The sequence below is a fragment of the Bacillus sp. EB106-07-01-XG149 genome (genome assembly GCF_058791555.1).
In genome coordinates, this window is sequence record NZ_JBYTDP010000007.1 from 25,208 (window position 1) to 47,525 (window position 22,318).

Consider the following 22,318-nt stretch of genomic DNA (forward strand, 5'->3'; position numbering starts at 1 on the left):
GTAGATATATTATATGGAGAACAGGAGGGAATTAAGCTGGAAAAGCAGGGGAAATTCTACGGCAGTCTCTTTTCTGCTTTGAGGTTGAAAATCATTTTGGGAAATATGACCTCAAAATAATTCATCTCCTTTTTTGAAACTTAATATAATTATTCGTATTCGAATTTAATAGTGTGGCTTATTTATCTGCCCATGTTTATCCAATAAAATTGATAAAGTTCTATTATACCTGTCTATACATGTTGCAAAATATGAAAGAAAATATAATTTTATAACATGTATGGCGAATTTTGTTTGACTTATGTTGTTTTTAAAGGAGTGTAACAGAAAAAGCAAGAAAAGACCTGATAACAGGTCCGTTTTTGTCTTTGTTTTGGCATATAATCAATTATGTTGTTTCCCACGCATTAATATGAGCCAAGATGAAAGAAATAGGGAAATACCCTAATTTTTTTATTTCTATAATAAAATAAGATTATTAAGTCGAATGTGACAATAATAATTAGAAGTAATAAGTGTATAAGTGCATCAGTTTTACCGTGTAATAAAGAATTTATAAAGAAATCCCATTCTGTTTCATAGGGAGGCTCTGCCCAATTTCGTTGCAGTCCTAACACAATTCCATTTATGAAAAAGATAATACTTAATAGAATTCTTCCAACAAATAAGGCAGCTACTTTTAAATTCCAATGCTTTATCTTGATTACGTAAAGGATTGGAAAGAGTATAAGTATCCAAAAAACGATAATAAAAACTGTATTCATCAGTTTCTACTCCTTATGTTGATAATAAAGTTATTATCCCGCTAATTGTAGGCTGACTAAAGTCTCACTTTATCTCTCCGTTTCAAAAAACTCAATCCATTCTCCATCAGGACCAGCGAAGAATATGTAACGTGTTCCATCTGGTAATGTTTCAATTTCTTCTCCTAATAGAAAGGTTACGCCGTGTTTCTGTATTCTTTCAATTTCATCTTCTAATGAATCTACTTTAAAACAAATATGATGTACTTTTCCTTCTGCCGGAAGAGAAGAGTTATAACCTTCAATAAGTTCGAGTATCGTTTCCTTCGATTCTTCCACACCTAAAAAAGCGAGTTTTAAGTCTGGATTCGGGTGACCCATACGTTTAATGAGTTGTAAGCCAACTACTTCTTCATAAAATGAAATAGATGTTTCTAAGTTTGCGACCATAAGACCGACGTGTTCAATTCTTCTAACTGGCATGTAAATCCCTTCTTTCTGAAAATTATATACAATATGTTATTGAAAATTAAGAAAATAAGCAAGATAAAAACCTTACAAATTTTAGCTTGTTATATGGTATAGTGAGAAAGTATGTTTGGGGAGAAGGAAGGAGATTATACGATGAATACACCTACTCAAACTCCTTCATTATCGGCAACGATGAAAGAGTGGCATTATGCATTAGCGTATGAAATTAAACATTGGAAAACGATAGGTGGTAGTAAAATTTCTATTATGAACGGTCGTTTTTTATATACAGATTATGAAAGTACAGTATACGTATTTCAGCTTATTTCGGAAGTAAGCTTACCTGAAGGTTCACCAATTCGAATTGAGTTTGATGGTGAGGAAGCGACAGGAGAAGTATTATCTGTACATGGATTAGAAATAGAACTGAAATTAAATGATTATATACAAGGTGAAATACGAGAAGCTGTTTTATACAGTGAACCGTGGCAATTGTTAGAGCAACTACAAGAGCGATTAAAAGAGGCACATAAAGATAAGTTAAAACGTAATCGTATAAAGCGTCTTGTTGATGGGACGAGCGGTCCGAAACATATTGAGAAGATGAAAAATCCGAAAAATGAATTGGCGTATCGTTCGTTTTACAATCCGACAACGTACGTGTGGGGACCACCTGGAACAGGGAAGTCTTACAATTTATCACGTATTATTTCGGCTCATTATCAAAAAGGAAAATCGGTACTTGTATTAGCTCATAGTAATGCGGCAGTAGACGTATTAATGAGCGAAGTAACGAAGCAAATTGAGAAGAAAAAGAAATGGACACCTGGCGAAATTGTTCGTTACGGTTATAGTCAACATGAACATATACGAAATCATGAAACATTACTTACGTCGAAGCTAGTTGAAACGACGAACGGATCATGGGGGGAAGAAAGACTCTATTTAGAAGAAACACGACAAGATCTTCGTGAAAAGATTTTATCATATAAAGCGACTTCTGCTGATAAGAAGCGTATACAAGAGATTGAAAGTGATCTTCGAAAGCAAAAAGCGAAAATTAAAGAAGTAGAAAAAGAATACATTGAAAATGCGAAAGTAATCGGCGCAACTTTATCGAAATGTGCCATTGATTCACTTATTTATGAGCGTACATTTGATTTAGTTGTCGTAGATGAAGTGAGTATGGCATATGTTCCGCAAATTGCATTAGCTGCTTCACTTGGAAAACGTATTGTCGTTTGTGGAGACTTTTTACAGTTACCTCCAATTGCGATGGCGAACCATGAACTCGTTCGAAAATGGCTTGGGGAAGATATGTTTTACCATGCTGGGATTGTTGATTCTGTCAATAAATCAGAAGCACATCCGAACCTATTTATGCTGCAGGAACAAAGACGTATGCATGCGGATATATCGAAGTTTACAAATTCGTTTATTTATAAAAATAGAGTATATGATCATCCGTCTGTTTCAGACCGTAAAGAACTTGCGCAGCTACAACCGTTCGCAAATGAGGCAAGTGTTTTATTTGATACGAGTTTAATGGGAGCCTTTTCGTTAAAAGACGCTGCTTCTGGTTCTCGATTTAACATTATGTCTGGTTTAGTAGCGATGCAAATGATGTTAATCGGACTGTTAGATGGTGTTCAATCGATCGGTGTTGTTACACCTTACAGGGCACAATCCCGCTTTTTATCAACGTGTATTAGAGAAATGTTGCAGAGAACGAAATATCAAAACATACCAGTTTTAGCGGCAACAGTTCATAAATTCCAAGGTTCTGAAAGAGATATGATGATATTTGATACAGTGGATAGTTATCCGCAAGAACGTCCTGGCGTGTTATTCTTTGATCACAAAAACCATCGCCTCGTCAATGTAGCCGTAACGAGAGCGAGAGGGAAGTTCATTCAATTATCAGATTGCCATTATATGCGTAAAAACCTTTCGAGAAAACAAGCGTTATCACAATTAACAGCTCATATAGAACGGCACGGAGATGTGTATGATCGCACGACATCAAGACAATTGTGGGAACGAAAAATTTCGAAACGTTTACGCTGGTTTATGGAAATGAATCTTGAAGAGCCGAAAGGGTTATTGAAAGATATTTTAGCCGCAAAACGAAAAATTATTATTTCGCTTCCAAGTACAAAGCAAGTGGATAAACGAGTATGGCAAGCGTTAATGCGCACAAATGCGCAAATAACAGTGTATAGTGATGGACCAGTTCCGTTAAAAAATGTAAAGTTACAAAGACAAAATAAAGCATTCCCGTTTATCGTAATCGATGATGAAATCTTTTGGGCAGGAGCACCGCTCACATCTCAAATGATGTTTGAAGGTAGTATGGAATTTCCGTACGTATGTGCAAGATTACAAGCACCGGAAACAATTGGTGTGTTAAAAGGATTTTTAGATATTCGGTAAATTCGGATAGGAATTCCTTGACTTTTAATCGGAATGAACTTAGAATGAATGTAATTTAATATAATCTTATGAAAATTCTTATCACGAGAGGTTGAGGGACTGGCCCTATGACACCTCGGCAGCGGATTCTTTATGAATACTGTGCCAATTCCAGCAAGGTAACTTGAAAGATAAGAAAGAAGCTCATTTTGACTGTATATACAGAAGCCTCTTTCTATCTTTTAGAAAGAGGCTTTTTTACGTGAAAATATAAGGGGGAAGAAAAATGGGAGCGACTGGAGTAACGTCACAAAGAAAAACAATTGAAGAGAGTATTGAAAGAAATAAGGAAAAGTACATAGAAACAAGTCACGATATTCATGCGAATCCGGAGATTGGTAACCAAGAGTTTTATGCATCAAGAACGTTGAGTTTATTATTAGGAAGCGCAGGATTTCAGTTACAACACAATATAGCTGGACATGAAACAGGTTTTATCGCGCGAAAAAGTTCAGGAAAACAAGGGCCAGTTATCGCATTTTTAGCTGAGTATGACGCTTTACCAGGACTCGGTCATGCATGTGGTCACAATTTAATTGGCACAATTAGTGTTGCGGCTGCGATTGCATTATCAGAAACGCTTGAAGAAATTGGCGGGGAAGTTGTCGTGTTTGGTACTCCAGCTGAAGAAGGAGGACCAAATGGTAGTGCGAAAGCGAGTTATGTAAAAGCGGGGTTATTTAAAGATATTGATGCGGCACTTATGATTCATCCGAGCGGAAAAACAGCGCCAACGAGCCCTTCACTAGCAGTCGATCCACTTGATTTTCATTTTTACGGAAAAACAGCTCATGCCGCAGCTTCACCGGAAGAAGGAATTAACGCATTAGATGCGATTATTCAGCTGTATAACAGCATTAATGCACTTCGCCAGCAACTTCCGTCAGATGTGAAAATTCATGGCGTTATTACAGAAGGCGGAAAAGCACCTAACATTATTCCTGACTACGCCGCAGCAAGGTTCTTCATCCGCGCAGCAACGCGAAAAAGATGTGCAGAAGTAACAGAAAAAGTAAAAAATATCGCACAAGGAGCAGCATTAGCAACAGGTACGAAAGTGAAAATTCATCAATTCCAAAATGAAATCGATGAACTACTCGTAACAAAAACATTTAATGACGTCGTAGCCGAAGAATTAGAATTACAAGGTGAAGACGTAAATCGGAAAGAAAGATTTGGCATCGGCTCAACAGACGCAGGAAACGTAAGCCAAGTCGTACCGACCATTCATCCGTACATTAAAATCGGTCCAGACGATTTAATTGCGCATACGAATGAATTTAGAGAAGCAGCACGTTCAGAATTAGGAGATAAAGCATTAATTACATCCGCAAAAGCACTAGCAAATACAGCGTATCGATTAATTACAGTAGAAGGGTTGTTAGAGAAGGTGAAGGAGGAGTTTAGAGAGGCGCAGAGAAATCAGGGATAGGTGAGAAGGAGACGAATCTCTGGATTTTCTAGTAGGAAATTGAATGAAAAAAGAACCAGCCTATGGCTGGTTCTTTTTATATTATATAAGAATTTTTCCACATACACTCGGTATCTTTATCTTAGTACCCTCTTATCAGAACGACAATTTCTCCTCAAACTCACTCTTTAAAACAATTAAAGGAGACGATAATCCAAATTGCATTAAGGAGTCTAAAAATGTAGCGAGAGAATCCATCGAATCGCTCATGACCTTCATCATATAATTAAACTCCCCGCTAATTCGATATAAATCAGTTACTTCGGGAGCGGCATTACAAAATTGGATGAAATCAGAGCATTGACTCGTTTTAAACATGATGAATGCTTGAATGTTCTTATTAATTTTAGAAGGCTCAAATTTCGTTCGGTATGCAGCTATAACGCCTTGATCTTCAAGTTTGTTAATGCGTTCTTTTACAGCAGGCTGCGTCATGGATATAATACGTCCTATTTCTGAAACAGAAATTCTCGCATTTTCATATAACAAGTTCATAATTTTATGATCGATTTCATCTAGTTTTACTGTGTTTTGCATTGTGTAGCCTCCTTTCTTTATTTTCTAAAGTGAATCGTAAATTATTACTATAATATCATAAGTGAAGGAACTAAATTACCTATAAATCTATATTTAAAATTATTAGTATTTGCTTAAAAATATAAGTATAGGATTTATCCCGCATTAACGGGCAGTAAAACTCCCGCCTCAAAATTCAGCTGGAGCAAAGTGGTTAGGTGAGAGATTAACTGCCCGTAAAAGCCCGATTGGTGAGGGCTGATAATCAGTGGGGGATGAAGAAAACCCCCACTGATTAAAGTTTCACTTTATTAAACGGAAATTTAGAAAGGGTGGAAAAAATGAAGAATCTTGATGGGAAAGTAGCGTTAGTAACAGGGGCGAGTCGCGGTATTGGTCGTGCGATTGCGATGAGATTGGCAAACGACGGTGCATTAGTTGCAATTCACTATGGCCGAAATAAAGCAGCTGCAGATGAAACAATTAGTGAGATTGAATCTAATGGAGGAAAGGCATTCTTAATTGAAGCGGATTTCAATTCAATTGATGGTATCAAAAAGATAGTAGAACAATTGAAGAATGAATTACAAATAAGAGTTGGTACATCAGAGATTGATATTTTAGTAAACAATGCAGGGATAGGTACACAAGGAACAATTGAAAATACGACAGAAGAAGTTTTTGATGAAATTATGTCTGTAAATATTAAAGCACCGTTCTTCTTAATTCAGCAAACATTACCGTTATTACGAGCGGAGGGGCGAGTTATTAACATTTCATCAGCTGAAGTAAGACTTGGTTTTGCAGGGTCCATTGCATATGGTTTAAGTAAAGGGGCACTAAATACGATGACACTTCCTCTAGCTAAACATCTTGGAGAAAGAGGTATAACAGTGAATACAATTATGCCTGGATATACGAAGACAGATATAAATGCGAAATTGCTAGATAATCCGGAAATACGAAATTTTGCTACGAATTCATCTGTGTTCGGACGAATAGGGCAAGTTGAAGATATTGCAGATGTAGTAGCATTCCTTGCTTCTTCTGATAGCCGCTGGGTAACGGGGCAAATTTTAGATGTTTCTGGTGGGTTTTGTTTATAGGGGCACTACTTCATACCCATCAAGCTAATATTTTCATATCCCCCTAAATTAAAATTTTCTTTCTCTACAGATAGCTATTTTGAGAAGCCGCTCATTTTTTCGTTTTGGGGGCATTTCTTTTTCTTAAGTTGATGGGTATATATGGGACCCCTATTAGACGATAGTGAATTAACAATTTCGGGGTTAAGTTCAACTTTATTCAAAATAAGATTTTTTTGCAGTAAAATCAATGTTAGTGGAACTTTTTTAATCAAACTTTTTTCTAAATTAATATAAATACTTGCAATATTTAAATTAGTACTATATAGTTCTAGTTATGACAAAGTTAAAATTAATGAATCAAAAACGTGTGATTGAAGTAGCTGCAACATTATTTTTAGAAAAAGGGTTTGCTTATACAAGTATGGATGAATTAGTGCGTGTAAGCAAAGTTTCAAAATCTAATGTGTATTATCACTTTTCTAATAAGGAAGTATTATTAGAAGGGGTCGTTGATTATTGGATTGAAATGTATCAATCTGCAATTGATGACGTACTTTCTCAGAACCAATTTTTAGTGGAAGATCGTATCCAACTGTTTTTAAAGCAATTATCACAAGGAGTTCAGTCGAGAGAGTATAAGGGGAGCTGTCCATTTATTACTCTTTATATTCAAAGTCCTAAACAGGCCACGCAAATAAAAGAAAAAATAGGTCTTTTTTTTACAGGATTACAAAAGAAAGTTTCTCTATTACTTAAACAAGGGGTAGAGAATGGAGAATTCAGAAATACGATTAATATTGATGAGGTTGCATCCCTTTTTATTACAAATCTTGAAGGAGCGTTATTTATTTCAGAAACATTGAAGGATGCAACTGTAATCACGAAAACAGCAGATCATTTTTTTAAATTGCTTCGATAAAAGAAGCATTTTTTTTACATCAAATTAGTACTGAATAGTACTAAAAGGAGATCTTATATGAGAACAGTATTTTTAATTGGTGGAACAGGCTTTATTGGAAAGCAATTAGTGAAAGAATTAGCCAAAGAGGATGTTAAAATTCTTCTTTTAGTGAGGTCGAAAAGTAAAGCAATACGCATTTTTCAAGAAAGAGGCATCTTAAAAAAGGCAGTTATGCACTTTATTGAAGGTGATTTGACGAAAATAGATTTAGGTCTAAGTGCTGAAGATAAGGAGAGGGTATTGAAAACGGATGTGATTATTCACGCAGGAGGCCCTATGGATATTCAAGCGACAAGTAAAGAGGCAGCTTCCGTATTTTTAAATGGCGCCAAACATATTAGTGAATTAGCTAAAAGCATTCATCAATTGAAGGGCTTGCAACAATTTATTCATGTTGTAGGTTATATGAGTCCCTTTGATGATAAAAATAGCAAGATTACAATTGATGTGTTTAAAGAAGGAAACAATTATTTGAAAATGAAAAATCCATATGAGAGAACAAAATTTTTAGCAGATCTTTATATCCGTCACCAGGCATCAGCAGTAGGTTATCCGCTTTCTGTAATTAATCCGCCAACTGTAGTCGGTAGTAGTAAAACTGGGAGTACAGAGCAGATAGCAGGATTAGGTTTGCTTGTGATGAGTATGCGAAGAGGGCTCATGCCAGTGATTCCTGGAGGTAAGGGATATAGGTTACCACTTATTTCAAACGATGAGCTTGCGAAGTTTATTGTGCAGGTTTTCAGATTGGAACAACCGACTATTCAAACATATACACTTGTTGAAGACAAACAGCACGATCAGAACATTGCTGAATTATTAAGTATTATGTCGGAAAGTATGAATATGAGGGCACCAAAAATCTCTGTCCCAATGCCACTTATGAAAGCAATTATGAATAGTGGGGTAAGTAAAATAACAAAAATTCCTTCTGATGGACTGAATTTTATTACAAAACGAAAATTTTCAAATGTTTCAGCGAAAAAAATTATGGGAGGAGATTGGTTTAAGAAGACGAGTGTAATGAAATTTTTCCCTGCCGTAGTAGCTGATCTGGATTATCGAATGATGTATCAAAATGGCCAGCATAATCATTTATTTAAACGAACATTATGTGATAACAATACCCTTTACCAATTACAAGGAGAGGGTAAACCGTTTATTTTATTACATGGTTTATTGAGTGATGGAGAGGATTTATTTCCTTTAGCACAAGAGCTTCATGAAAAAACTGGTCAACCTGTATGGATCTTGGATCTTCCAGGTTTGGGACGTTCTCCTTTTAAACGAGAGAAAAATCTTCTAGATGTCTATTTGAATGTAGTGAAAAAGTTATTGGAGAAAGCTACTAATGGTGCACATCTAATTGGCCATTCATTCGGTGCGTTTATTCTTCTGGAAGCATTGGTACAAGAGTACATAGATAAGAAGTATTCAATCACTTTACTTCAGCCACCTGTTGCTAAAAAAAATGCTAAATCGCTAAATGTTCCTCAATTTATGAACAAATGGACATTAAAATTGGCAACTACTAATTTGATAGAGCGTTATTTATTAAGTAATGGTTTGTTTGAAAGTATGGAGAGCATCCCTGAACATTATATCGAAAAAATAAGTAACAGTTTTACTTCTCCTAGAATTTTAAATACTACGGTTCAGCTTAATAGTTTACTACTGAAAAACGATCAAGGTGATTTCAATGAAGTAACAAAGTATAATCTTCACATTATTTGGGGGGATTATGACAGAGGTTATTCTGCTCCATCGCATCTTGGTAAGGTTGATTTTGTTCCATATGGCCATCATTTTCCTCTTAGCCATCCGAGTGAAACGGCAACATTAGTAATAAAAAATAGTAATACTATCGGATGAGAGTGTGAGATAAATAAAAAGTTTGTAGTAAGATCGTTGTGTCTTTGAAATAAAATCGTACTGTGTGGGGGCCCGCCCCATCACTATCAAGCTAAGGTTTTGAAGTACCCCCTAAATGAAAATTTTCTTTCTCTATAGTTATTTATTTTGAGAAGTCAGCTCATTTTTTAATTTTAGGGGGTATTTTGTTTTATTAGGTTGATAGCGATGGGACTGTACCCCGTTAATAACAATTAGTAAAATTTAATTAAAAAATTGTGAATTTTTTATAGTTTTTTCTGTATTGTTTTACATGTTTCGTGATTTGAGATAGTTTCTGCAACATATAAGGTTCTTTAATTATTTTATCGTTTTTAGACAGAAGACTTTTATTTTAAAGATCTGAAGGTATAAAAGATAAATTTTGTTAGGCGTAAGTACGAGTAAATTGGTATAATGTAGTAATATAAGTAGAAGGTGGAAAATCCGGTATTAGTAAATCGGGCATCCAAATAAGTATTAATAACATTTCCCTCTCTGAACATAAAACTATACACATACTATGATAGATAATATAGGCGTTATTCTTATTATATTGCCCTAAAATAATCAAACCAGGTTATTCGAAGAAAGGAGTGGAAATATGAATATTGGTGAACGTATTCGACAAATCCGTATACATAAAGAATTTACGCAAGGAGAATTAGTATCTGGGATATGTTCTATAACGTATTTAAGCAGAATTGAAAATGGACAAATCAAACCTTCAGCTTCCTTTTTAGAAAAGGTCGCTGAAAAGTTAGATGTTGATTACAATTTTCTTGTAGATGCAGATTATGAGGATATAGAACCTATGCTCCTTGGAATATGTAATAAGTATAAAAATGATAAAATTATAAGTGAAAAAGATTTATCTTCTTTAGAACTGTATGTTCGTGATATAGACTCTATTCTTTTATTATTAAAGGCTTATGGTGTTTTAATATACTATCATTCCCGAAATAATAACTTAGTATATGTAGAAGCAATTGTAAATCAGGCTGTGCAAGTTATTCCAAATCAAATAGACCTCCAGTATACTGAAGATTATATATATTATTTAATGGCTCGAGGTTATTATTTTTATAATAAACAAGATTATATGGCTGCACATGAAATCTACGTGAAGATAGAGAGTTTACTTGATCTAGAAGAAACTACTCAACACGCCAGTGTATATTATAATCTGTGTCTTGTAAATAAAGCGCTGTATAAAGATAAAAGCATTAGTCGTTTGTATGCGCAGAAAGCTTACAAAATATTTTTGAGATTTAATATAAAGAATAAAGTAATAGATACTTTGTTAATGCTCGCAATACTGTATGATTTAGATGGATTATATGACAGGGCTCTTGAATGCTTACAGCAGGCAGAAAGTAGGTTGGAAGATAAAGGAGATTCTATGTATTCGCCTATAATCTCGTATAATTATGGGAAAATTTATCAAGGTTTAAAAGACTATACTAATGCTATTAAGTACTATGAAGAATGTTTGCAATTAAGTGAGTTTCTCGAACAAAAACATCAAAAGGTATACGCATTACGAAGCTTAATAGAGATTCATTTAGAATTTAAAGATTGGAAAACTGTTAATAAATTTATGGATGAAGCGTTTGATTTATTATCAATTTTTGATGTACCTTACGCTAATGTTCAACTATATGGATTGAAGGGGCAGATATCTAAATTAAGAGGAGATGATTATGGATATGAAAAACAGATGCAAAAAGCAATTGAAATTGGTTTAGAAAAGAAACAATATCCTTTAGTAAGTGAACTGGCTCATGAACTAGGAGACTATTTTTTTGATAATCGCGCTTATAAAATGTCAGCAAAATATCTAAAAATATCAATTGAAAATTCGACGAATTAAAACAAACTAAAAATACATAGATAGAGGGAGATTAATCAAGGATCTTGGTAATGATATCCGCAATATCCCCTCTATGTGATTCTGCAGTAATAGTAGGTATTGGATTAATATAATTTAACATAAGATAAATCACAAATAAAATTGGTTAAATAGGTAACTTGTTTTTATAAAAAAAGGAATTATAAATCAAAATTTTTTACTAATTCCGTGTAACAAAGGACATCCATTAGTATTTAAATTAACAAAGCAACTACTACTGGAGGTTGGAATTATGAAAATCAAAAAAATTTATGTCATTCTTACTACAGCTATTATGTTATCCGGTATTTCTTTATTTGAAAATATAACTAGTACAGATACTACACAAAATGTAGCTGCACAAACTAGTATAGAAGACATCTCAATCAACCAGGTGCTGATTAATTAATCCCCCCATATTCAAGATTTCCTTCAAATACATACCCTTATTAAATAATCCATAGATAAAAAACAGGCGGAAAGTAAGTTCCACCTGTTTTTTTTATTATATTAACTTTGCTTTAAACGAAACTAAGTAGTTAATTTTATTTTCAACAATAGCAATATTTTTATTTGTACAAGGTTAAATCCTATAGAAACTTTCCTGAATTACAAAACATGTAAAATAATATAGAAAAAAACAACAATAATTTTAAATATTTTTAAATGAATTTTACTTATTGTTATTAACATAAATTAACACGTATATTTTAGATACAGAAAGTCAAACAGCAAGGAGGTGGTTAATCTGATGCTAGAGACAAAAAGTTCTATAGATATGATAAACAATATAAATTATCATTTGGATCTTGGTGGGAAAAATAATCAACGTTTAAAAAACTTTTCAAATGAACAAGACGTATTGCCATATCATGTTTACAAACAGCAATTGAATAAACAAGCATCCCAAAAAGAATCGATTAGTCTAGCTCAACCGTTTATTCATATTAATACTTTAGCACAAATTCTATATGAAGCATTTCACAATCAAATATTTACAGCTTTGGCACCTATTCTATTTGTTTTTCAACCGAATATTGTAACTGGTATATCTACCCCAGGTGCTTATGCAATAGATTTTTATAATGATTATTTTATTCATTTAAAAGGCATCAATGTTCAAGAATTTAAGGCTGGAATAGGTGAAGAAAAAGGACCTATAGCTATTGGATATATAATAAACCAAAGCGAAAGCATTCAGCATTCAAAAGAATTTATGTATCCAAAGTTACAGGACCAAACTACAGAGTGTATGTTAGCCTTACAAAAGCAATTGCACATACATGGAGAGTTAGAAGAGCAAATTCAGCTATCATTTGATTTCAAGAAAATAATGATGCCTTTAATCGTCTTACAATGGATTAAACAGACAGCTTTATATTAAAGGAATAAAAAAGGTTTAGATGTTATAGAAGGCAACATAAATTACCTTCTATAACATCTAAACCTGTCACCAATCTTTGTTAATGAAATTTGAAGTACTCTAATATTTGTTTCCTGAACATTCTAAAAAGATGGTTACTATGTCTAAAAATGAAAAATTAGCTAAATTACGTAATCAAGAATTTGATACAAAAAAATTAATTGGTGCAATCGATGAAGATGAATTGAAAAAAATAGCGGGTGCCGGAGATGTGTCTCCAGAGTCGTGTAATTGATTTAAAATTCTAACGTCAGGTGGTTGATATGATGAATAATCAAGTTTTAAACATTAAAGGTTTGCATAAAAAATATAAAGACAAACATGTTTTAAAAGGGATTGATTTAACTATAAAAAAGGGTGAAATATTTGGATTATTAGGCCCGAATGGCGCTGGTAAATCTACATTTTTTAAAATCATTTTAGGATTGATAGAGGCTGATGAGGGAACTGTAGAAGTATTGGGAATGGATATACAAAAGAATAGAATAGAAATCTTATCTAAAACAGGTTCATTAATTGAAGCTCCAACCTTTTACGAGCATTTATCCGGATACGAAAACTTGTTAATTGCTTCTAAAATGAAAAATGTTCATGATAAAGAACATATAAAAGAACTTTTGAATTTATTTAAACTATATGAGGATCGAAATCGTGCTTTTAAAAAATATTCTCTTGGTATGAAACAACGTTTAGGATTAGCTGCTGCTTTCATAAATAACCCTGAATTATTAATATTAGATGAACCTACTAATGGCTTAGATCCACAGGGAGTTTATGAAGTGAAAGAATTAATAAAAAAAGCTCCAAAAATGTTTAATTCTACCATAATCCTTTCAAGTCATATTTTAAGTGAAGTGGAACAAATGGCTGATCATATCGGGATTATTCATCATGGAGAAATAAAGTACCAAGGTTTATTATCTTCTTTACAAAATAAACAATCATTAAATATTGTTGAAATTAGTGTTAATAATATGACTCTTACTGATAAATTACTTGAACAATCCAATTATACATTCAATGTAAATAATAACATCTTTAGTATTGAATATAACGATGAAAAATCACTGAATGATATTCAACAACTATTAGTAACGAATCAGATTTTTATTCAATCTTTCCAAACCAAAAAGCAAAATTTAGAGGAAGCATATTTAGATATTGTTGAACAAGGTGCTGTAAGTGTATGAGAAATGTATTAGCCACTGAGTATATAAAATATAGAAAAAGTCATTTTTGGTTTTTGGTTATCTTAGGACCTATTATACTTGCATTAGGTGAATTTGCTGGACTAAATTACTATAGTAATTCTCATACTATTAAATTAGAAACTATATTCGGTATAAACTTGCAAATTTTAAAATACATATTAAACTTTTTTATGGTGTTTATTATAGCTAGTGTAAACAATGTTGAATATAAAAATTCTACGTGGAAAAGAACATTTACGTATCCAGTACAGAAATTTAGTGTGTATATAAATAAGTTCCTTGTTGTTATGGTTGCTCTTATTATTACAACCGTAATACATATGATTTGTACAGTGTTATTACTTCCAGGTTTAGGTGTTTCTTTAGATGCGGTTTCCATGCAGCATGTGTTTGTTTTTACGTTATATCCATTTCTTATTAGCATCCCATTTTGCGCTTTGGCGTTCATTATATCCATCAATGTATCGAATCAATCAGTGATCGTTGCACTAGCTCTAGCTTCGTATCTTTTCGGCGATATATTAAGCTCAACTAAGCTTTGGTGGTTTCCTATTTCATATCAAATCTTATATTTCCCAATCAATTATGTGAATAATCTAGATGTTTTTAATACGTTATGGTCATACGATAAATGGTACATGCTAGCAGGAATTCCTATTACTATTCTTATTTTAGGAATTGGATACATCTTATTTATTAAAATGGATAATAAAAACTAACAAAGGAGATCTCAAATGATAAATTTAATTTATTCTGATTGGATAAAAATAAGAAAACACCCACAACAAATTACATTTTTCATCTTAGCACTTTGTCCGATTATATATTCAATGATTATGTATACTAAATTCGTGGTAGGAGAGTATAATCACGGTTTGGATAATTCATGGATGGGCGTATGGATGTTTATATCTTTTTTCTATGTTGGTTTTTTTCTCCCTGTCATTTCAGGGATGGTAACAGCCTTCTTGTGTCAGTTTGAAAACAAAACTAATTGGAAAATAATGCATCTATCTCCAAATACTAATTTTAAAATTGTTTTATCTAAATTTGTATCTAGTGTGTTATTATTTTCTGCAATACACTTAATAGTTTTAATGAGCTTGTATGTATCAGGAATGTATTTTGATTTTACAGATCCATTTCCTTTAGAATTTATGATTAAAGTATTTTTAATTTCTGTTGTTGCGACATTTCCTCTTATAATAGTGCAACTCCTATTATTCTTATTTATAAAAACATCTATCACTTTTACATTTGTTAATATAATCCTATCTTTAATCGGTTTATTTCTTTTTTCAGAAGCAAAGTGGGGATTTGGATATTTATGGTCTTTACCATTCAAGTCTACAGAATTAGTTGATCAAGATATATTATCTATTACTATATTATTGGTATCAATAGTTGCATTTACCATAGGTATGATTTTAATTACAGTACGTTATGTAAAATTATTGAGAAAGACAGTATAGAAAGAGAAATCGCCCTTAGAGGGACCTGATAGTATCACAGTTAGGTAAACAACAAAAAAAGAGTCCATCTGGTATGATGGACTCTTTTTTTGTTGTTTACCTGGAGATTTTTTATGGCGAAAAAAGGCCAATCTTTTCAAATATATACAGAAGAATTGACACTCCTACCTCTAAAGGGGCAAGCTGGCTAACGCCAGTGGACTTCTTGCTACCAAAGGCGACGCTCGTGCTGACATGTAAGATTGCCATCACTCTCACAAAAGACCATATAGGGGTAGAGTCACATACCCATCAAGCTAAGATTTTAAAGTACCCCCTAAATGGAAATTTTGTATTTTTATAGCATCGAAGCTTATTTTTCTCTTTTTGGGTAGTTTTATTTTCTTAGCTTGATTGCGATGAGCGGTACCTCATAAAGGCCCCTGATACATAATTGATGTTCTGCCATTTGTAGAAAACAATCCACTTATACCATTTTAACAAGAAGAAATATCTCGTCCATGTTGTAATATTGGCTTACGTTAAGCTTGTGAAAAAAACATATTCATGTATAATGCAATTGATGTATGATACATTAGTTGTAGGAGGGTGGCCTTTTTGAAAAGAGAAGATGCCTTAAAACTAAGAACAGATATTAAGAAAATGATTATAATAACTGGGGTTTTTGAATCTCAAAATTTGCCCAATGGACCATTTGAAAAACCTTTACCAACTTCTCAAATGATGGCGTTAGAGGAACTAGAGGTGGAAAAATTAACTGTTTGGCAACTATCCAATAAACTTAGATTAGAGACTTCAACTGTAAGTAGATTGGTAGATAAGTTAGTAAAAAAGGGGCTTATTTATCGTGAAGTAAATGAAAAAAATAGAAGAGAACTTTTTCTGCACCTCACAGAAAAAGGTCACATAACTGTTAATTGCTTAAGAGAGCAATCCATTACATTTTATCAAAGTATTCTCAATAATTTATCAGAATCAGAACAAAAAATAGTTGTGGATGGTTTTGAATTATTTATTGATTCTATTTCTAAGCCTTTTGATTAGAGTGAGGTAAGTCATAACATTTGGAGGATAAAATGAGTTTGCATTTTGAACGTCCTATTATTGAATTAAAAGAGAAATTTGATGAATTAAAGAAAATTATGAAAGAAAATAATGTAGATTTATCGTCAGAAATTCATGAATTAGAAAAACGTTTAAATAAAATGCAAGATAAAATTTATTCTAATATTACACCTTTTCAACGAGTTCAAATTGCAAGGCTACGTAACCGACCCACGACATTGGACTATATACCTTTATTGTTTACAAACTTTCTCGAACTCCATGGTGATCGATTATATGGTGATGATAAAGCAATGATAGGTGGTATTGCAAAATTTAAAGGAATGCCCGTTACGGTTATTGGTCATCAAAGAGGTAGAAATACAAAGGAAAGTATAGAAAGAAATTTTGGAATGGCACATCCAGAAGGTTATAGAAAAGCGCTAAGACTTATGAAACAAGCTGATAAATTTAATCGCCCTATTATTACATTTATTGATACAATAGGCGCCTATCCAGGGATAGGGTCTGAAGAACGTGGAATTTCTGAAGCGATAGCTCGAAATCTATTTGAAATGACTACACTTAAAGTGCCAATTGTTTGTATTGTAATTGGAGAGGCATCAAGTGGTGGAGCTCTTGGCATTAGTGTCGGTAACCATATCCATATGTTAGAGTATTCATGGTACTCGGTAATTTCGCCAGAAGGAGCAGCATCTATCCTATGGAAGGACGCTAAGTATGCTCCAGAAGCTGCTGAACATATGAAAATTTCAGCAAAAGATTTAAAACATTTAGGAATTATTGATGAAATCATTCCTGAAATTAAAGGTGGAGCACAAAATGATATAAAATCACAGGCAAAAATGATTGAATCTGTAATCGAATCATCTCTAAAAAAATTGATACTATTATCCTCGGAAGAGCTTATACAACAGCGGTATGAAAAGTATAGACAAATAGAGAATTATAAATGAAAATATTTAAAGTCCGTATTACATTTCGGAGGATTCTCGCAAAAAAAATTTAAATATTTTGTAAGTAACCTCTTAAACTGGGATATGCTGATACTATTACTCTACAAAAGATGTGTGATCGGTATGGAAAAGGAAAATTTGTTCAAATGGAAGCATTATCACATACCCATCAACTTAAGAAATTGATTGTTCCCCAAAACGAAAAAATGAGCTGAATTCTCATAAATAACTGTAAAGATGCGGGAATTTTGTTATGGGGAGTATCTCAAAAGCTTAGGTTGATGGCAATGGGGTACCGCCAACAAGACGCGAATTTTGCACGCTAAGCAAAAAAACAATAAGCTGTCCACATGGACAGCTTATTTACATAATTCTCGTTATTGGAAGTAAAGTAAACCCCTCTTATTGGGGTACGAACACTGTTCTTGTTATAATTAATTTTTTTCAGAACGTCTATAATCCTCTTTTAAAAAATATATGTAAATATAATAAAAAACGAATGATTAATAGAAATATTCTACGCCACTCGTTTTTTATTGGACTTCTTTTTACTGTACTTTTATTTTCTTTATGGGTTATTAGAAAAATAATTGTCTATATAAGTCTTTATTTTTTCAAAATCCTTTTCCATAAATAAGATTGCTGGTACTTCAATTATTGGAAGATTATTTTCATTATCAAAAGGTGGACACGGTTTGGGAACTACCAAATAGTCAACTGAGTTTTTATCCCTAATATAATTAATTGAAACATCATAATACTTAGAAAAATATTCCTTCAAATCATCCTGATTCCTTAAAAATGGTAGAGAAAATATTGAACCATAATTTATACCAGCGTCGACAATTAATACAAAGCATATTTTTTTCATGATACACTCTCCTCGTATAATAAGTTTTAAGTTAATAACTGTTCCTTGAAAATTAAATAGTTTTTATCTTCAAGAGCTAGATCCAAAAAATGATGTATGGGTAAAATTTAGTCTTGGATACTGGGGGATTTCCCTACCTTATTCAAAGAAAGGCATTACATGCTATTCCGAATGCAATAAAACAAATAAAATACTAAGACAACAACAGTAATAATACTCGATGCTGTTTTGAAAGTTTTGTTTTCATACGTTTTATTTAACAAGAAGAAGAACAAAACGACCCAGACCCCGTTGGAAAAGAATGATGTTAGTGCATTGAAAACAACTCGAAACGCAAACATAGAGTCGTCCATTAGTTTTTTACCTCTCTTTTTCCTTATTATACCATTTATAAAAAGTGATGTATCGTGTTTTTCTTGTATATTCTATACATGTGAGGTTAACATAACTTCCTATTATCGGTAGCAAGTTTTTCATAGAATCCTTGTTTTTACTAAATTTTTTGTCTCTATGTCTATCTATCTCTTATACAAGATTTTATACATCATTGATATAGCGGGGATTCTAGGGATCTTTGCTATTCTTTTTTGCATAAAATCTTGTATGAAAAAGTAGTTAGACTAGTGTGTTTTACTCCGGTTCATTTCAAAATATAATTGAAAATTCATCTTTAAATTAAAAAAGAAAGTGTTATCTATATATATTAATAACTTCGAAATATCGTATAACAGATAATTTTTATTGTGCTAACGAATCAGGATAGTATGGCGACCGACTAAATAGTTGCTTATCCTCAATTATTAGAAGGGAAGTTCTATCATTTCGCGAATTTATTAGACATAGACGAGTGCTATAATTTTCTATATGTACATAAAGAGGTGACTACGCATGAATCAAAGACCATCAGAAGAAGAATACGCCGGGAGCTCCGGTGAATATATCCGTTTGGTGCCGGACGGTAATATCATCGATATTCTGTTCGCCCAGGAAAAGCAAATGATCGAGCTACTGGCATCGTTGACCGAAAGCCAGGCCGCATATCGGTATGCGGAAGGAAAATGGACGCTGAAAGAAGTCGTGGGCCACATTGCAGACGCGGAACGCGTCATGACCTACCGCCTGCTCCGGTTCGCAAGAGGGGATCAGACGCCTCTGACTGGTTTCGATCAGGAATTGTTCATACCTCCTTTCGGAAGCTGGACAACCGCGCAATTGGCCGAAGACTACCGGGCCGTACGGCAATCAACGATCACATTGCTGCGCGGGCTACCGGCGGAGGCGTGGACCCGCAAGGGCACAGCCAACAACCTAAGCATTACGGCGCGCGCCCTCGCGTACGGCATCGCAGGACACGAACTTCATCACATGGGGGTCATCCGAAATCGGTACTTGAGTTAATCGTTGGCTGAGGCCTTTGGAATGGAACTAACACCTCTCATACAGCCTTAGATACCGTTCTTATTGGGGTCCCGCCCCACAACCATCAACTTAAGGATTTAGACTATTTTTGAAATTAAAAGCACATTACTATTCTCTTATGTTAATGAGAAAGGGTGACGTGCTTTTTATGAATATGCACCAAAAACAAGAGTTATCTTTATTTGCCGAAGAGTTATATCAATTTTTTTCATTTGGGGGTATTTGTTTTTCTTAGCTTGATGGTGATGGGGCACTACTCTATAATGGTCAACTTAAAATTTAAAACAGTTATAGAGACTCCATTCCTCGGAAATATTGTAACTATTAAGTTGTAAAAAGAACCATAGTTTTTTTATTTTTGAAAAGGCTATGGCCCTTTTTAGTTGTAGCAAAGATATGATGTGAGGGAGTTTTTATAAATCAAAAAAAATTGATTAATTAGTTGCATAATAAATTAATCAGCGTATATACTATAAATATCAAAAAAAGTTGATGAAGGGAGAGGGAACTAAAATGGCACAAGATTTTCAGCTCTATGAGAAAAAATTCAAAGCATTAGCGGATCAAAAGCGTTTAGAGATTATGTATGAACTTTGCCAGCGAGGCCAGACTTGTGTATGTGATTTAACAGAGATTTTTGAAATGACGCAATCTAAGTTGTCCTATCATTTAAAGATTTTATTAGATGCAGGTTTAATTGTAAAAGAAACAAAAGGTACGTGGAGTTATTATGATTTAAATGATGCGGAAGTAAATAATTTATTATCAGAAGAATTGTGCTGCATTTTTAGAAAAACAGGCAAAGGTAGTTGCTGTTAAAATTTTGTAATATTAATCAAAAAAAATTGATTAATAACATATAAAGAGGAGGAATAAGCTATGAGATATGTTCATGTTGGTATAAATGTTACGGATTTAGAGAAGTCTATCGAATTCTACGAAAAAGTATTTGGTGTGTCACCAGTTAAGGTGAAAGTGGATTATGCAAAATTTTTATTAGAGACGCCAGGACTTAATTTTACACTGAACGTAAGAGATGAAGTGAAGGGAAATCAAGTAAATCATTTCGGTTTCCAAGTGGATACAGCTGAAGAAATTATGTTACATAAAGAAAGGTTAGAAAAAGAAGGTTTCTTTGCACGTGATGAAATGGATACAACTTGTTGCTATGCGGTTCAAGATAAGTTTTGGGTAACAGATCCGGATGGGAACGAGTGGGAATTCTTTTATACAAAAGCACATAGTGATGTTCATAAAATAGAAGAGGCATCGTGTTGCACGACTTCTAACGTAGTAGAAAAAAATTCTTGTTGTTAATAGGAGATGGAAAATAAAATGAAACGTTTATCTTTTCTAGATCGATATTTAACACTATGGATTTTTCTAGCGATGGCTGTTGGGATTGGTTTAGGGTTTGTGTTTCCAAGTGTAGTAGACGGATTGAATACATTACAAGTTGGAACAACGTCTATCCCGCTTGCTGTTGGTTTAATTGTCATGATGTATCCACCATTAGCAAAGGTTCGTTACGAGGAAATGGGCCGAGTATTTAAAGATGTAAAAGTATTGGTTTTATCTTTAGTACAAAACTGGGTTATTGGACCTGTACTTATGTTTGTTTTAGCAATTATTTTTCTTCCTGATAAGCCAGAATACATGGTCGGGCTCATTATGATCGGCTTAGCACGTTGTATTGCAATGGTAATTGTTTGGAACGATCTTGCAGATGGGGATAAAGAGTATGCAGCAGGTTTAGTTGCTTTTAACTCAGTATTCCAAATGCTATTCTTCTCCGTTTATGCATACGTGTTTGTAACAGTCATTCCAGAATGGTTAGGAATTGAAGGGGCTATTGTCGATATTACAATGGTAGAAGTAGCGAAATCAGTATTTATCTACTTAGGAATTCCTTTTATAGCAGGTATGTTAACACGTTTTGTACTCGTTAAGTTAAAGGGAAGACAGTGGTATGAAAAGGTGTTTATACCTAAGATTAGTCCACTTACATTAGTTGCATTATTATTTACAATCATCATTATGTTCTCTTTAAAAGGGGAAATGATTGTTAGTGTACCACTAGATGTAGTAAGAATAGCGATTCCATTACTCATTTATTTTATTGTCATGTTTTTTGTTTCTTTCTTTATGGGAAGAAAAATTGGTGCAAACTATCCGGTGACTACAACGTTAGCGTTTACAGCAGGTAGTAATAACTTTGAGTTAGCGATTGCTGTAGCAGTTGGTGTGTTTGGTATTCATTCAGGCGCAGCATTTGCAGCTGTTATTGGTCCGTTAGTCGAAGTACCTGTCATGATTGCACTTGTAAATGTCGCTTTTTGGTTTAAGCGTAAATATTTTAATGATCAACCAGTATAATTTAAAAACAAAGGCGGAAAAC

Annotated in this window: 22 protein-coding genes, 1 pseudogene and 1 riboswitch; of the genes and pseudogenes, 18 read left to right on the forward strand and 5 right to left on the reverse strand. The window is 33.4% G+C overall.

Annotated features, from left to right (window positions below):
* Positions 1-407: 407 nt before the first annotated feature.
* Together AC3WTA_RS23100 and AC3WTA_RS23105 are read right to left on the reverse strand one after the other, a co-directional pair.
* Positions 408-764: a hypothetical protein gene (locus tag AC3WTA_RS23100; RefSeq protein ID WP_001098756.1), complete on the reverse strand. Its 357-nt coding sequence runs from the start codon at positions 762-764 to the stop codon at positions 408-410.
* A 69-nt stretch (positions 765-833) separates the two neighbouring features.
* Positions 834-1,226, reverse strand: a complete 393-nt coding sequence (locus tag AC3WTA_RS23105; RefSeq protein ID WP_001145279.1) for a VOC family protein — start codon at positions 1,224-1,226, stop codon at positions 834-836.
* A gap of 111 nt (positions 1,227-1,337) precedes the next feature.
* Here AC3WTA_RS23105 and AC3WTA_RS23110 point away from each other — a divergent pair, with 111 nt between their 5' ends.
* Both AC3WTA_RS23110 and AC3WTA_RS23115 read left to right on the forward strand, forming a co-directional pair.
* A complete protein-coding gene (locus AC3WTA_RS23110) occupies positions 1,338-3,647 on the forward strand; it encodes an AAA domain-containing protein (protein WP_340984424.1) in 2,310 nt (769 codons plus the stop codon).
* A 75-nt stretch (positions 3,648-3,722) separates the two neighbouring features.
* A riboswitch (SAM riboswitch) is annotated at positions 3,723-3,824 on the forward strand.
* 88 nt (positions 3,825-3,912) lie between these two features.
* Positions 3,913-5,118, forward strand: a complete 1,206-nt coding sequence (locus tag AC3WTA_RS23115) for a M20 family metallopeptidase (RefSeq protein ID WP_000501373.1) — start codon at positions 3,913-3,915, stop codon at positions 5,116-5,118.
* A 135-nt stretch (positions 5,119-5,253) separates the two neighbouring features.
* Here the strand turns inward: AC3WTA_RS23115 and AC3WTA_RS23120 are convergent, their stop codons facing one another.
* Complete coding sequence (locus AC3WTA_RS23120; RefSeq protein WP_001181720.1) at positions 5,254-5,694, reverse strand: Lrp/AsnC family transcriptional regulator; 441 nt, start codon at positions 5,692-5,694, stop codon at positions 5,254-5,256.
* A 320-nt stretch (positions 5,695-6,014) separates the two neighbouring features.
* On the opposite strand from AC3WTA_RS23120, the gene AC3WTA_RS23125 reads away from it, so the two are divergent.
* From AC3WTA_RS23125 to AC3WTA_RS23180, 12 genes and pseudogenes are all read left to right on the forward strand, one after another.
* Positions 6,015-6,779, forward strand: a complete 765-nt coding sequence (locus AC3WTA_RS23125; RefSeq protein ID WP_117616473.1) for an SDR family oxidoreductase — start codon at positions 6,015-6,017, stop codon at positions 6,777-6,779.
* 334 nt (positions 6,780-7,113) lie between these two features.
* A complete protein-coding gene (locus AC3WTA_RS23130; protein WP_001072319.1) occupies positions 7,114-7,680 on the forward strand; it encodes a TetR/AcrR family transcriptional regulator in 567 nt (188 codons plus the stop codon).
* 57 nt (positions 7,681-7,737) lie between these two features.
* Positions 7,738-9,594, forward strand: a complete 1,857-nt coding sequence (locus AC3WTA_RS23135; protein WP_001261104.1) for an alpha/beta fold hydrolase — start codon at positions 7,738-7,740, stop codon at positions 9,592-9,594.
* Positions 9,595-10,216: 622 nt separating this feature from the next.
* Positions 10,217-11,485: a helix-turn-helix domain-containing protein gene (locus AC3WTA_RS23140; protein WP_340984420.1), complete on the forward strand. Its 1,269-nt coding sequence runs from the start codon at positions 10,217-10,219 to the stop codon at positions 11,483-11,485.
* Positions 11,486-11,756: 271 nt separating this feature from the next.
* On the forward strand, positions 11,757-11,912 hold the full coding sequence (locus AC3WTA_RS23145) for a hypothetical protein (RefSeq protein WP_000694268.1): 156 nt from the start codon (positions 11,757-11,759) through the stop codon (positions 11,910-11,912).
* A gap of 342 nt (positions 11,913-12,254) precedes the next feature.
* Positions 12,255-12,887 (forward strand): hypothetical protein, encoded by a 633-nt coding sequence (locus AC3WTA_RS23150; protein ID WP_000894484.1) that lies wholly within the window; start codon positions 12,255-12,257, stop codon positions 12,885-12,887.
* Between the two features lie 139 nt (positions 12,888-13,026).
* A pseudogene (locus AC3WTA_RS23155) lies at positions 13,027-13,152 on the forward strand (class II lanthipeptide, LchA2/BrtA2 family); the annotation flags it as partial.
* A gap of 37 nt (positions 13,153-13,189) precedes the next feature.
* Positions 13,190-14,116, forward strand: coding sequence for an ABC transporter ATP-binding protein (locus AC3WTA_RS23160; protein WP_002160127.1), 927 nt, complete (start codon positions 13,190-13,192; stop codon positions 14,114-14,116).
* Positions 14,113-14,856: an ABC transporter permease gene (locus tag AC3WTA_RS23165; RefSeq protein WP_001246721.1), complete on the forward strand. Its 744-nt coding sequence runs from the start codon at positions 14,113-14,115 to the stop codon at positions 14,854-14,856. Before AC3WTA_RS23160 ends, AC3WTA_RS23165 begins: the two co-directional genes overlap by 4 nt.
* Positions 14,857-14,871: 15 nt before the next feature.
* A complete protein-coding gene (locus AC3WTA_RS23170; RefSeq protein WP_000609080.1) occupies positions 14,872-15,609 on the forward strand; it encodes an ABC transporter permease in 738 nt (245 codons plus the stop codon).
* A 597-nt stretch (positions 15,610-16,206) separates the two neighbouring features.
* Positions 16,207-16,653, forward strand: a complete 447-nt coding sequence (locus AC3WTA_RS23175) for a MarR family winged helix-turn-helix transcriptional regulator (protein WP_000817662.1) — start codon at positions 16,207-16,209, stop codon at positions 16,651-16,653.
* 32 nt (positions 16,654-16,685) lie between these two features.
* Positions 16,686-17,630, forward strand: a complete 945-nt coding sequence (locus AC3WTA_RS23180) for an acetyl-CoA carboxylase carboxyltransferase subunit alpha (protein WP_000052085.1) — start codon at positions 16,686-16,688, stop codon at positions 17,628-17,630.
* 568 nt (positions 17,631-18,198) lie between these two features.
* Here AC3WTA_RS23180 and AC3WTA_RS23185 read toward each other — a convergent pair.
* Positions 18,199-18,501: a hypothetical protein gene (locus tag AC3WTA_RS23185; RefSeq protein WP_000717613.1), complete on the reverse strand. Its 303-nt coding sequence runs from the start codon at positions 18,499-18,501 to the stop codon at positions 18,199-18,201.
* A gap of 155 nt (positions 18,502-18,656) precedes the next feature.
* Positions 18,657-18,854 (reverse strand): hypothetical protein, encoded by a 198-nt coding sequence (locus AC3WTA_RS23190; RefSeq protein WP_002096482.1) that lies wholly within the window; start codon positions 18,852-18,854, stop codon positions 18,657-18,659.
* Between the two features lie 535 nt (positions 18,855-19,389).
* On the opposite strand from AC3WTA_RS23190, the gene AC3WTA_RS23195 reads away from it, so the two are divergent.
* From AC3WTA_RS23195 to arsB, 4 genes are all read left to right on the forward strand, one after another.
* The gene (locus tag AC3WTA_RS23195; RefSeq protein WP_001076306.1) at positions 19,390-19,899 is read left to right on the forward strand and encodes a DinB family protein; all 510 of its coding nucleotides are present in this window, start codon (positions 19,390-19,392) and stop codon (positions 19,897-19,899) included.
* A 534-nt stretch (positions 19,900-20,433) separates the two neighbouring features.
* Positions 20,434-20,739, forward strand: a complete 306-nt coding sequence (arsR, locus tag AC3WTA_RS23200) for an arsenical resistance operon transcriptional regulator ArsR (protein ID WP_000046014.1) — start codon at positions 20,434-20,436, stop codon at positions 20,737-20,739.
* 60 nt (positions 20,740-20,799) lie between these two features.
* Complete coding sequence (locus AC3WTA_RS23205) at positions 20,800-21,237, forward strand: ArsI/CadI family heavy metal resistance metalloenzyme (RefSeq protein ID WP_001270992.1); 438 nt, start codon at positions 20,800-20,802, stop codon at positions 21,235-21,237.
* Between the two features lie 18 nt (positions 21,238-21,255).
* The gene (gene arsB / locus AC3WTA_RS23210) at positions 21,256-22,296 is read left to right on the forward strand and encodes an ACR3 family arsenite efflux transporter (protein WP_000826583.1); all 1,041 of its coding nucleotides are present in this window, start codon (positions 21,256-21,258) and stop codon (positions 22,294-22,296) included.
* Positions 22,297-22,318: the final 22 nt, after the last annotated feature.

Excerpts from the sequence above, each read along its gene's own strand:
- AC3WTA_RS23100 (WP_001098756.1), bottom strand. The coding sequence starts at position 764 with ATGAATACAGTTTTTATTATCGTTTTTTGGATACTTATACTCTTTCCA.
- AC3WTA_RS23105 (WP_001145279.1), bottom strand. The coding sequence starts at position 1,226 with ATGCCAGTTAGAAGAATTGAACACGTCGGTCTTATGGTCGCAAACTTA.
- AC3WTA_RS23110 (WP_340984424.1), top strand. The coding sequence starts at position 1,338 with ATGTTTGGGGAGAAGGAAGGAGATTATACGATGAATACACCTACTCAA.
- AC3WTA_RS23115 (WP_000501373.1), top strand. The coding sequence starts at position 3,913 with ATGGGAGCGACTGGAGTAACGTCACAAAGAAAAACAATTGAAGAGAGT.
- AC3WTA_RS23120 (WP_001181720.1), bottom strand. The coding sequence starts at position 5,694 with ATGCAAAACACAGTAAAACTAGATGAAATCGATCATAAAATTATGAAC.
- AC3WTA_RS23125 (WP_117616473.1), top strand. The coding sequence starts at position 6,015 with ATGAAGAATCTTGATGGGAAAGTAGCGTTAGTAACAGGGGCGAGTCGC.
- AC3WTA_RS23130 (WP_001072319.1), top strand. The coding sequence starts at position 7,114 with ATGAATCAAAAACGTGTGATTGAAGTAGCTGCAACATTATTTTTAGAA.
- AC3WTA_RS23135 (WP_001261104.1), top strand. The coding sequence starts at position 7,738 with ATGAGAACAGTATTTTTAATTGGTGGAACAGGCTTTATTGGAAAGCAA.
- AC3WTA_RS23140 (WP_340984420.1), top strand. The coding sequence starts at position 10,217 with ATGAATATTGGTGAACGTATTCGACAAATCCGTATACATAAAGAATTT.
- AC3WTA_RS23145 (WP_000694268.1), top strand. The coding sequence starts at position 11,757 with ATGAAAATCAAAAAAATTTATGTCATTCTTACTACAGCTATTATGTTA.
- AC3WTA_RS23150 (WP_000894484.1), top strand. The coding sequence starts at position 12,255 with ATGCTAGAGACAAAAAGTTCTATAGATATGATAAACAATATAAATTAT.
- AC3WTA_RS23160 (WP_002160127.1), top strand. The coding sequence starts at position 13,190 with ATGATGAATAATCAAGTTTTAAACATTAAAGGTTTGCATAAAAAATAT.
- AC3WTA_RS23165 (WP_001246721.1), top strand. The coding sequence starts at position 14,113 with ATGAGAAATGTATTAGCCACTGAGTATATAAAATATAGAAAAAGTCAT.
- AC3WTA_RS23170 (WP_000609080.1), top strand. The coding sequence starts at position 14,872 with ATGATAAATTTAATTTATTCTGATTGGATAAAAATAAGAAAACACCCA.
- AC3WTA_RS23180 (WP_000052085.1), top strand. The coding sequence starts at position 16,686 with ATGAGTTTGCATTTTGAACGTCCTATTATTGAATTAAAAGAGAAATTT.
- AC3WTA_RS23185 (WP_000717613.1), bottom strand. The coding sequence starts at position 18,501 with ATGAAAAAAATATGCTTTGTATTAATTGTCGACGCTGGTATAAATTAT.
- AC3WTA_RS23190 (WP_002096482.1), bottom strand. The coding sequence starts at position 18,854 with ATGGACGACTCTATGTTTGCGTTTCGAGTTGTTTTCAATGCACTAACA.
- AC3WTA_RS23195 (WP_001076306.1), top strand. The coding sequence starts at position 19,390 with ATGAATCAAAGACCATCAGAAGAAGAATACGCCGGGAGCTCCGGTGAA.
- arsR (WP_000046014.1), top strand. The coding sequence starts at position 20,434 with ATGGCACAAGATTTTCAGCTCTATGAGAAAAAATTCAAAGCATTAGCG.
- AC3WTA_RS23205 (WP_001270992.1), top strand. The coding sequence starts at position 20,800 with ATGAGATATGTTCATGTTGGTATAAATGTTACGGATTTAGAGAAGTCT.
- arsB (WP_000826583.1), top strand. The coding sequence starts at position 21,256 with ATGAAACGTTTATCTTTTCTAGATCGATATTTAACACTATGGATTTTT.